At 67.5% G+C, this 11364-nt stretch carries 7 protein-coding genes; 1 reads left to right on the top strand and 6 read right to left on the bottom strand.

The features are described 5' to 3' along the window. Positions 1–19 precede the first annotated feature (19 nt). Complete coding sequence (locus G6N33_RS03840) at positions 20–2347, bottom strand: transketolase-like TK C-terminal-containing protein (protein ID WP_044513109.1); 2328 nt, start codon at positions 2345–2347, stop codon at positions 20–22. 143 nt (positions 2348–2490) lie between these two features. On the opposite strand from G6N33_RS03840, the gene G6N33_RS03835 reads away from it, so the two are divergent. Further along, a complete protein-coding gene (locus tag G6N33_RS03835; RefSeq protein ID WP_044513111.1) occupies positions 2491–2964 on the top strand; it encodes an Lrp/AsnC family transcriptional regulator in 474 nt (157 codons plus the stop codon). Positions 2965–2993: 29 nt separating this feature from the next. On the opposite strand, the gene G6N33_RS03830 is transcribed toward G6N33_RS03835, so the two are convergent. From G6N33_RS03830 to G6N33_RS03810, 5 genes are read right to left on the bottom strand one after another with little or no spacing between them, the layout of a single operon-like run. Beyond that, entirely contained in the window at positions 2994–4256 is a 1263-nt protein-coding gene (locus tag G6N33_RS03830; RefSeq protein WP_101528592.1) for a phthiocerol/phthiodiolone dimycocerosyl transferase family protein, read from the bottom strand. Between the two features lie 17 nt (positions 4257–4273). Then, positions 4274–5098 (bottom strand): ABC transporter permease, encoded by an 825-nt coding sequence (locus tag G6N33_RS03825; RefSeq protein WP_044510685.1) that lies wholly within the window; start codon positions 5096–5098, stop codon positions 4274–4276. Beyond that, on the bottom strand, positions 5095–5910 hold the full coding sequence (locus G6N33_RS03820) for an ABC transporter permease (protein ID WP_044510687.1): 816 nt from the start codon (positions 5908–5910) through the stop codon (positions 5095–5097). The genes G6N33_RS03825 and G6N33_RS03820 overlap by 4 nt, the downstream gene beginning before the upstream one ends. After that, entirely contained in the window at positions 5907–6908 is a 1002-nt protein-coding gene (locus G6N33_RS03815) for an ATP-binding cassette domain-containing protein (protein WP_044510688.1), read from the bottom strand. The genes G6N33_RS03820 and G6N33_RS03815 overlap by 4 nt, the downstream gene beginning before the upstream one ends. Positions 6909–6912: 4 nt before the next feature. Next, positions 6913–11364, bottom strand: coding sequence for a type I polyketide synthase (locus tag G6N33_RS03810; protein WP_101528593.1), 4452 nt, complete (start codon positions 11362–11364; stop codon positions 6913–6915).

Here is an 11364-nt window from a genome sequence, read left to right as displayed (position 1 = left end):
ACACGCGTCTGCTTTCGGGTCAGCCGGCTATGTCGAGTGCGGCGCGCACGATGCTGTCGGTATCGATGCCGTGGTAGCGGTACACGTCGTCGAGGCCACCGGCTTGACCGAACGTGCGCACGCCCAAGGCGGTCAACGGAACTCGCTGAATGTTCGACAGGAAGGCGAGCGTGTGGGGATGTCCGTCCAGGACGGTCACCATGGGGTGCGCCCGGTCGCCGGGGAAGAGCTGATCGAGGATCCAGCTGTCGGCGCTGCCCCGGCCCTGGCGCGCCTGCCAGGCCTGGAACAGCAAGTCCGGACTGGTCACGCAGACGACGTCGGCTGCAACCCCGAGCTGCGCCAGCCGGTCGGCGGCGGCCAGCGCCGCCATGATCATGGTGCCCATCGCCGCGATGGTGACTTTCGCGGAATCGTTGCGCCGCAACGGATAACCGCCGGCCACCACCTGCCGACGGCGCCGTTCCCGAGCCGCGGGGTCTTGCGGCACGGCGGCGGCCGTCTGGTCGACCGGGCGGGTGGACAGTCTCAGGTACGCCGAGGTGCCGTCCGGACGCCCGAGCCGGGCGATGCTGGCCAGCAAGGTCCACTCGACATCGATGGCGAACGCCGGCTCGTAGCTGATGCAGCCGGGCTGCTCGAGCCCGATTGACGGGGTCTTGATGGACTGGTGGGCGCCGCCTTCGGCGGCCAGGCTCACCCCGGACGGCGTGCCGATGAGAATGGATTGGCCGCCGGCGTAAATCCCGAAAGACCATGGCTCCAGCGCACGTTCGACGAACGGGTCGTAGAGCACGCCGATCGGGAACAGTGGCTCACCCCACCGACTCCAGGTGGCGCCCAGTTCGCCGATCAAGCCCACCAGGTTGGTCTCGGCGATACCGAGCTCGATGTGCTGCCCGCTCGGGCGTTCGTTCCAGTGCATCAGGGTCTGTCCGTCGTCGGCGAACCAGTTGCGCCGCTCGCTGGCCGACCAGACTCCGACCTTGTTCACCCATCCGGCCAGGTTGGTGGTGGAACTGACGTCCGGGCTGACCGTGACGACGCGCTTGGCCACGTCGGGCGCCTCGCGGGTCAGGTCCAACAGCAGGCGACCGAGCGCGGCCTGCGTCGTCGACGTGCCCTTCGGGGTGCGGCCGATGTCGGTGGGCACCGCAGGCGCGACCGGTGCCGGGACGGGGTCACGGCGTAACCGTGCCGCGGTCGCGGCGCACAATTTTCCCATCGGGCCCTCCGGGCTGAACCGGTGCCACGGGTTGTCGGTGTCCATGCCGAGTTTCGTTGCCAGTCCTGCGAATTCATCTTCGGTGAGCAGTGCCGAATGGTTCTGCGGGTGTCCCTCGGTGGGCAGTCCGTAGCCCTTGATGGTGTACGCCAGGATCACCGTGGGGCGGGTGTCATCGATCTGCTGGTAAGCCGCGGTGAGGGCCGCGAGGTCGTGGCCTCCCAGGTTGCGGATCGCCGCTCTCAGCGTGGCGTTGTCCAGCGTGGTGATCAAGCCGGCGATCGCGCCGCTGTCGGGACCCGCACCGGGCAGGCGCTGCCGGATCCCGTTCGCGTCGCAGCGCAGCAACCGTTGGTATTCGGGGTTCTCCATGGCGATGATCCGCTGCCGCAGCGCATCTCCGCCGGGCAGAGCGAACACCGACTCGAGCTGGCGGCCGAAGTCGACCGTGATGACCTGCCAGCCCGCCGCGCCGAACATGGCCTCGAGCCGTCGGGCCGCGATGTTGGGCACCACCCGGTCCAGGGACTGACGGTTGAGATCGACGATCCAGACCACCTCGCCCAGTTCGGCGATTGCCGGATCGAGAATGGCCTCCCACACCGCGCCCTCGTCCAGCTCGGCGTCGCCGACCAGCGAGTATTGTCGGCCCTGCCCGCCCGCACCCAGGTGTGCGTTGACGTAGCGGCGAGCCATCGTGCCCCAGATCGGGGCGGTGGCGCCGATGCCGACCGACCCGGTCGAGTAGTCCACCACGTCCGGGTCCTTCCAGCGGCTGGGGTAGGACTGCAGACCGCCGAACTCGCGCAGCGTGGTCAGGTACTTTTCGTCCAGCTCGCCTAGCAGGTAGTTGATGCTGTGCAGCACCGGCGACGCGTGCGGTTTCACCGACACCCGGTCGCCGGGCTGCAGTTGGCTGAACCACAGCGAGGTCATGATGGCGACCATCGAGGCGCTCGAGGCTTGGTGACCGCCCACCTTCAGTCCCGAGGGATTGGGCCGCACCCGGTTGGCGTGATGGACCACCGCCGTGGATAGCCACAGAACGCGCTCGGCGATGGTTTCCAGGGTGTCGAGCTCGCTGATCGCGTGATCGATATCGCCGATGGCGAGGGTGTTCAGGGTGTTCACGGTGTCCTGCCTGTTCGGTTGGGCAGATAGATCACCGAGTCCAGCAGGCAGGCGTAACGTATGGCAAGTGTGTTTGTCGATTTTGGGCAGAATGCACAAACCGGGCGGAGTTCAACTGATCGGCGGTGCGCATCGTGGCCAACTCGCAACGGATTGTCGACGACACGGATGCGCGGATTCTGCGGGCGCTGGTGGCGGCGCCTCGCGCGACCGCGGTGGCCCTAGCGGAGACCACCGGTTTGGCCCGCAACACGGTTCACGCGCGGCTGACCCGATTGGAGTCCGGCGGCGTCTTGCAGTCGTTCGAGCGACGAATCGATCCGGGCGCACTGGGCTATCCGCTGACCGCGTTCATCATGGTCACGGTCACCCAGCGCAAGCTGGACCGGATCGGCGACGCCCTGGCCGGCGTGCCCGAAGTGCTCGAGGTGCATGGGCTCAGCGGTGTCACCGATCTGCTCGTCCACGTCGTGGCCCGCGACGCCGACGATCTCTATCGGCTGGCCGGCCAGATCCTCGACATCGACGGGGTCGAGAAAACTACCACCGGGCTGGTCATGCGTCGTCTCGTCGACTATCGGCTCGGCCCGCTGCTGGGCACGCCGTGACCGCGGCGCTGCCGCGGGAGCATCAGCGGTTATTCGACGACCCAGCTGTCCTCTTCGCTGAGCAATGAGCACAGCAGCGAATGTATTGCCTGTAAAGGCTTTTCTCGCCCGGGCAGGTGCGCGTGATGCTCGATGAACAGCCGGCCGGCGAAGGTCCCGCAGCTGTACAGGTCGACGGGCGCGCGGGTGGGGAACCACAGTTCGCTTTGAAAGTCGTCGAGCTCCATGCCCGGAGGTGTGCGCAGCGGCGGGATCGTCCCGGTGTCCGTGCACAGCACCACCGGCGGTAGCCCGGGCGGGGTGCCCTGGTATTGCAAGTTGAAATGCATAGCGGATTGCTGGATGACGCCTTCGGCGAGGTCGGTCCGGAACGATTCCACGATGCCGCGGGCCAGATCCACCACCTCGGTGTCGGATTTGATTTCCGCCAAATAGGTGGCCACGCCCAGCGGTAACGTGCTGCCGGTCAGGCTGACCGGGGGCGATAACAGGTAACGCAGATCGACCGGGTAGATGTAGGGAATCGGAATGTGCGGGGTATTGCGCAGTTCCCACTCGGCCAGCAGGATGGCCGCGGCCACCACGGAATTGAGGCTGAGCTGATTGGCAAGCCCAAACTCCACCAGCTCCGACGTCTCCTCTTCGGTGAACCGGATGCGCGCGATCGGGATGGGCCGGATGGCATCCGGATCCGCCATCGCGGGCGGCTGCTCGGGTTCCGGTAGGTCGTAGGCGAACATCGCCTTGAAAAGCTTTTCCAGTCCGGACTTTTGCTGCTTGATTACGCCGCGTTGTTCGAGCAACAACTCCAGCGACTCGGGGGCGGGTTGCGGTGTCACCGGCGCCGGTGCGCCGGTGGTGACGACGTCGGTGTAGAGCGAGAAAAGCTCTTCGAGCAGGCCGAACGCATGGTGGGCGTCGGCCAGGCTGTGGTGGGTGTACAGCGTGAGCTCGGTGCGTCCGCCGCTGTCTTTCAGCCGCAGATTGAGCAGGGTCTGGCGCTGATCCAGCCGCATGCCGGCGGTGTCGGGAGTGTCCGGGGCGTCGGAGTTGATCACCCAAATGCCCGGGTGCATAAGGTCTTCGGCGACGATCTGGTAGCGCCCGTCCTCGGTCAGCTCGAGCCGACCGGCGAACACCGGATGGGATTCCAGCAATGCGTCGAACGCGTCGGACATCGCGTCGAGGTCGACCGGACCGTGGACGTGTGCGGTAAAGGCGAAATATGTCTCGTTGACCGCGAACACCTCTTCGCTGCGGGTCAGCTTGCGGATCACGGATCCGGGAAACACGTCTTACCCCCCTTTGTTCAGCTGGTGCTGGCTCGCCGATAACCGATAAACGCCGGAACGATGCACACCGCGGTGATGCCGCCGGCCCACAGCAGCGTGGCGATCATCGGCGCGCGCACCGGGCCGCCCATCGACAACCCGCGCATGGCCTCGATCGCGTAGCTCATCGGCTGATGCGCGACCACCGGCTGTATCCAGCGTGGGAATTGGTCGAGGGGTAAGAAGCCGGTGGAGAACACCACCGCGAGGACGTGCCCCAGGGTGACCGTCTCGAGGAGAAAGTTGTTGGCGGTGTACAGCGCCACCGTTGTGATCAGCGTCGCGAACGCCAACCCGAAGATGAGCGGGACGAGAAACCATAGCAGGGTCGCCGGAATGCCTTGCTGGAAGCGGAATCCCAGAATCATTCCGACGGCCAGCACGACCAGCGTGGTCAGCATGATACGGACGATTTCGGCGGCGATGCGCGACAGCACACCCGACGCCCGGTGCACGGGCACCACCCAGAGCCGGCGCAGCAGGCCGTCGGAGCGTTCGCCGATCAGCCCGATCGCCCCGACCGCCGCACCGTTGATTGTCGCGGCCAGCGCGTTCAACGGGACCGTCCCGAACAGCGCGCTGTGACCGGTGACTTGGGAAATGACATTGCCCAGAATGATGTTCAGGGTCAACAGGAACAGGACCGGCAACACCAACGCCTCGATCACGGTGGTGAGGTCGCGCGCCCAGCGCAGCAGGATGCGCCGGGTCTGCACCTGGGTTTGTGACACCAGCGCTGACGGCGAATTCTCGTGGTATTGCTGGCCGTCCAGTCCGGTGGGCGGCTGGTGTGTCAGGGTCATTGCGCCCGCCTGGACAAGACGACCGCCGATGTCGGGATCAAAAACAGGGTCAGCCCGGTCAGCCACGCCACCGTGGGTGCCAGCACCGACCAGGTCACCGGCCCGCCGTACGGGGCGGCGTCACCGGCCAGGGCACGCAACGCCGTGACGAACTGCGAGACCGGCTGGTTGCGCACGACGGGCTGAATCCACCGTGGAAACTGTTGGGCGGGTTGGACTCCGGTGGACAACAGCCCGAAGATCAGCGGCGGCAGGATCAGCAGCGGTGTCATCGCCTCCGGGTTGCGGCTGCCGGTGCCGACCAGGTCGGCGCCGAACGACAGGATCGACCCGATCGCCACCACCAGCAGCACGAAGGCGGCAATGGAGGCCGCGGAGTGGTGAAACCGGAATCCGATCACGTAGCCGCACACGATCGCCACCGCGACCGAGATCGTGCACCGATACACCGCCGCCGAAATGCGAGCGCCCACCGGAGCGAACGGGGCCAGCGGCATCGACCGGAACCGGCGGTTGATGCCCTGCACCGAATCGGTCGCCGCCCGAAACGCCGTCGACATCGCGGCGAACGTGATCGCCTGCAACGCGATCAATGGCATCACGTATTGCGCGTAACTGCTGGCAAGGGTTTTGGTGGCGGTCCCCATGATCTGGTGCAGTGGGATGTAGAAACCCGCCGTGAAGACCACCGAGGACGCGACCGTGACGACGAGTTCGCCGTTGCGCAGGGTCGGTGCGATGAAACGCTTGGTGAGTACCCACCACTGCGCGATCGGTGACGGGTGTCGCTCGGTGGTGCTCGTCGCGGTCACCCGGCGGCCTGTGTCGCGACGGGGGTGCGGGTGCGCGGGGAATCGTCGGTCAGCGCGAGGAATACGTCGTCGAGGGAAGGGCGCCGCAGGGCGACGTCGGCGACGGCGATATTGGCGGCGGCCAGCCGGCCGACAGCGTCGATCAGCGTGTTGGCACCCTCCGGTGCGGGTATGGCGATCCGGTCCGACTCGGGGGTCAGGGCGGCCCTGACCTTGTCGGGCACCAACGAGCCGAGCGTCTCAGCGATGACCGCCAGATCCCCGAGGTTGCGCGGCACGATCTCGCAGTAACTGCCGCCCGTGCGCTCCTTGAGCTGGTCGGCGGTGCCGGCCGCGATGACCCGCCCGTGGTCGATCACCACGATCCGGTCGGCCAACGCATCGGCCTCTTCGAGATACTGAGTGGTCAGCAACGTCGCAATGCCCAGCTCCTGGAACTTGCCGACCAGGTCCCAAATGCTTTGCCGGCTACGGGGATCCAGGCCGGTGGTGGGTTCGTCTAAAAACACCACCTGGGGGCGCACCACCAGACCGCAGGCGATGTCGATGCGTCGGCGCATGCCGCCCGAGTAGGTCTTTACCCGCCGGTCGGCGGCGTAGGCCAGGTCGAATTCGTCGATAAGTTCCTTGGCGCGGGCGCGCGCCGCCGACTTACCCAATCCGAACAGCCGACCGAACATCACCAGGTTTTCGCTGCCGGTGAGCATGTCGTCGATCGCCACTTGCTGTCCGGTGAGCATGATCGAACGCCGCACTCCGGCCGGTTCGGAAACGACGTCATAACCCGCGACCACCGCCCGGCCGCTGTCCGGCCGGCTCAGCGTGGAGAGGATGTCGACGAGCGTGGTCTTGCCCGCGCCGTTCGGGCCGAGCAGCCCGAGCACCTCGCCGCGGCCGACGTCGAAGCTGACCTCGTGCAGCGCCACGAAATCGCCGAACGTCTTGCGAACCTTGTCGACAATGACGGCCTTATCGAAACCCTTGTGCGCCTTTACCATTGGTTCAACCCGCATCCAGGGCCGAGAGGTCCACCAGCGCCAGCTCGACGGGCTGCGAAGCCGAGTCGTCCTCGGGCCGCGCGGCGAGGGCCTCGGCGATCAGGTCGCGCAGTGCGCTCGGGAACCGCCGGGCCAGTGCGTCGGCCCGCGTGTCGGCCACCCGGCGGGTGTCGTACCACCAATCCAGGTGCAACACCCCGGCATAGCGGTACACCCGGAACTCGACGGCATGGCCCAGTCCCGGGATCGTGTCGCGCACCGGCGCGAGCACCGACGCCGCATCGGAGTCGAACTGCACGGCGGCGTCCATGGCCGGCACGTGCGGGATCGCACCGGCGTAGCGGAAGTGCACATCCGCCGCGCCCGCGGCCGCCAAGAGCCGGGCTGTGGGCGCACAGAGGCGGCGCAGCAACCCGTATCCGACGCCGTAATGTGGCACGGCGCCGAGGACGTCGTGGATGGCTTCCAGCAGTTCGCCGGCCCGGGCCTGTGCACTCGTGGCGCACGGCAGCGCGATCGGATAGATCGTGGTGAACTGCCCGATCGTGCGGCGCAGGTCGACGTCCGGTCGCAGCACCGAGCGGCCTTGCCCTTCCACGTCGACGGCCACCACCCCGGCGCCGACGGTTTCGGCGAGGGTCCGGCCGAGCGCCGCGAGCAGCAGCTCCTCGACCGAGGATCCGAGCACTCGGCGGGCGTCGTCGAGTTCGGAGGTCTGCTCGACGGTCAGCGCCGTCGACACCTTGGTCAGATCGTCGGCGTGGGGCGGGCCGGCGACGTCGGTGGACGCCGGTCGCACGGTCGCCTGCCGTGCGGTCTGCAGCCAGTGGTCGCGGGTGTCCAGGACGGTCGGATGCGCCGCGAGCGCCGCGCAGCGCAGCGACCAGTCCCGCCATGAGGTGGTGCCGGGGGGCAGCGAAATGTCCTCTCCGGCAAGGCGTTGGGTGAATGCGGTGAACAGGTCGGAGATCAGGATCTCCCGCGACGCGGTGTCGGCGACGGCCTCGTGCAGGGACAGCACCAGATAGCGCGCACCGTGCGGGTCCACGACGTAGACCGCGGTCAACGGTGCGGTCAGCTCACCGTGGGCGGTCAGGTCGGCGACGGTGTCGTGGATCGCCGTCCGGTGCGCGTCGGGGTCGCAATTTGAGTCGGGGCCTGAGTCGGGCAGCTCGCGCGACGACAGCGCCGCGAATTCCTGTGCCGGCCCGATCTGCTGCTCCCACACCCCGGCGCGCTCGACGAACGTCAGGCGCAAGGCGTCATGGTGGGTGGTCAGCGCGGTGAGCACACAGCGGACGTCGTCGAGGCCCACCGCCGGGTCGAGGCGCAGGATCAGCGGCAACCGCCAGCGTCCGGTGTCGCGCAGTCCGTCCTCGAGGAAGTGCGCGATGTTCGGCGGAATCGGCGGATGTGCCGTCGGCTCGGGCGGTTTCGCCAAGCCGCCCAAGGCGTACTTCGCATCCACGTGGGCCGCCAGGGCGACCAGGGTCGGGTTCGCGTAGAGGTCCTGCGGGCTGACGTCCAGACCCGCGTTGCTGGCGTTGGTCGCGATCCCGATCGCGATCAGGGAGTCGCCGCCGAGGTCGAAGAAGTTGTCCGTGCGGCCGACGGAGTTCAGGCCCAGGCACTGCATCCAGATCTGGCGCAGCACCGTCTCGGTGTGCGACTGCCCGGAGACCCCGGCATGGCCGTTGCCGTTGCCGTTCCTGGACACATCGGCCACCAACTGCATCTCGGCGGCCCGGCCGGTCCCGTTGACCGGCTGCGGGTCAACCCAATGCCGGTCGCGGGCAAAGGAATAACCGGGTAACGACACGATGTGGCGCTTGGGCCCGGTCGCCGCTGTCCAATCGACCGGCACACCGGCCGCCCACAATTGGCCGAGGCCGAGCAGGAAGGTGTCCCGGTCGTCGACGTTCTGAATCGGGTGCCGCATCAGCCGAACCGCGCGGTGCGTGCTCGACCACTTGGGGTGACGCATCGCCGAACCAGTGAGGCTGCCGCCGGGGCCGACCTCGACCAAGATCCGGTCCGGATCGCGCAGTAGCACGTCGAGTTCGTCGGCGAACCGGATCGTGGAGCTGATCTGGCGCGCCCAGGTGCCGGGATCGCTGACCTGCTCATCGGTCATCCAGGTGCCGGTGAGGTTGGACAGCAGCGGCGTGGTCGGCGGCCGCAGCTCGACGCTGGACAGGAATTGACCGAACTCGGCCGCCATCGCATTCATTGCGCTGGAATGAAATGCGTGCGTCGCGCGCACCCGCCGTGCGGTGATGTTCGCGGCGCGCAGGCGTTGGGTGAACGCGCGGATCGCGTCGTTCGGCCCAGCGACGACGCAGTTGCCCGGGTCGTTCACCGCGGACAATTCGACGCCCTGGGCCGCGAATTCGGACAGGTACGGGGCGATGTCGTCGGGCCCCAGCGCGACGGCGACCATCGAACCGGCCGGGGATTCATGCATCAGACGCGCGCGCAGGCCCACCAGCTTGATCGCGGTCTGCACATCGAAGACGCCGGCCAGGGTGGCGGCAATGTATTCGCCGGTGCTGTACCCGATGTACGCCCCGGCCCGGACGCCGTAGGTCTCGAGCAGCCGGCCCAGCGCGTACTCCACCGTGAACAGCGCGGGCTGGGAACGATCGATGCGTTCCAGATCGGTGCTGGCGTCGCCGAATATCTCCGCATGCAAGTCGATCCCCATCTCGGTGCGGAAGCCCGCGACGCAGGCGTCGAAATGCAGGGCGAAGACCGGCGCGGTGTCGTAGAGGCCGCGTGCCATGCCCAGGTGCTGAGCACCCTGACCGGGGAACATGAAAACCACACGCTCCGAAGCGGATTCATCCTTAAGGTGGCCAGCGCCGCACGATTCCCCGACGAAGACGTTGTCGTGCTCGGCGGCGCGCAGCACGCTCGCGGCATGCTCGCGGTCGTGCACCACGACGGCGGCGGTGACGGGGTGCTTGCGGCGCCCGGCCAGGGTGAAGGCGACGTCGGAAAGCTCCGGTCCATCCGGCGCGGCCAGCACGTCGGCCAGGGCCGTGCGGGATTCGTCCAGCGCCGCACGGGTCCGCGCCGACAACAGCAGCACCTGAGGCCCGCTCGGACCGGTCTGCGCGACAACCCCTGGCGCCTCTTCCAGTACGACGTGCGCGTTGGTGCCGCCCACGCCGAACGAACTGACCCCGGCCCGGCGCACGCCGTCCCACTCCCAGTGGGAGTAGCTGCTCCGCACGGTGAACGGGGTCTCGTCGAGGCGCAGCTCCGGGTTCGGGCTGGTGTAGTGCAGCGTTCCGGGAATCGCCTGGTGTTGCAGGCACAGGATCGTCTTGATCAGGCCCACCACCCCGGCGGCCACCTCCAGGTGGCCGATGTTCGACTTCACCGACCCCAGGACACACGGGCCCGGCCGGACCGTGTCGGAAACGGCGAACGCGTTCTTCAAGCCCTGGACCTCGATGGGATCGCCCAGCGGTGTGCCGGTGCCGTGCGTCTCGACATAGCTCACGGTCGCGGCATCGACACCCGCCACCGCATGTGCCTCGGCGATGACGTCGGCCTGGGCAGCCGGATTCGGCGCCGCGTAGCCCATTTTCGCCGAGCCGTCGTTGTTGATCGCCGATCCGCGGATCACGGCGTGAATGCGGTCCCCGGCGTCCAGCGCGGCCTGCAACGGCCGGAGCACCACGATGCCCACCCCGCTACCGAACACCGTGCCGTCGGCGCGAACGTCGAACGGCCGGCAGTGCCCAACGGCCGACACCATCGATCCCGGTGAGTTCCAATACCCGACCTGGTGTGGAACCGACAGCGACACCCCGCCGGCCAGGGCCATGTCGCATTCCCCGCTCAACAGGCTTTGGCAGGCTAGATGCACCGCGACCAGCGACGACGAGCACGCGGTTTGCACGGTGAGGCTCGGGCCGCGCAGATCGAACTGGTGCGAGACCCGAGTGGCCAGGAAATCCTTGTCGTTCTGCAAAAACAGGTTGAACTGTTCGAAGTTGAGTCCGGTGCCCATGAAGGCGTTGTGTTGTGACGACAGGTTGTGTAGCAGATAGCCGCTGGGGGAGCAGGTTCCGTAGACGCCGATGGCGCCGTCGAACCCGGCCGGATCACAGCCGGCATCCTCGAACGCGTGCCACGCGCACTGCAGGAACAGTCGGTGCTGCGGGTCTAGCATCCGGGCGAACTGTGGTGGGAAGCCGAAGAATTCGGCGTCGAACTCGTCGATGCCGTCCACGAGCGGGGCGCGCGGAACGTAGGCCGGGTTGGCCAGCACCTCGTCGCCGACCCCGGCCGCCCGCAGCTGGTCTTCGGACAGCGTGGCGATCGATTCCTCACCGCGGCGAAGGTTGTCCCAGAACGCCGCGACACTGTTGGCACCGGGGAAGCGGCCGGCCATGCCGATCACCGCAATAGCGGTGTCCGGCAAAGCGTCTGTGGTGCTGCTCAT

The organism is Mycobacterium simiae (assembly GCF_010727605.1).
GTDB lineage: Bacteria > Actinomycetota > Actinomycetes > Mycobacteriales > Mycobacteriaceae > Mycobacterium > Mycobacterium simiae.
Note: the sequence above shows the minus strand (reverse complement) of the source record. Positions and strands in the feature narration are given on the sequence as shown.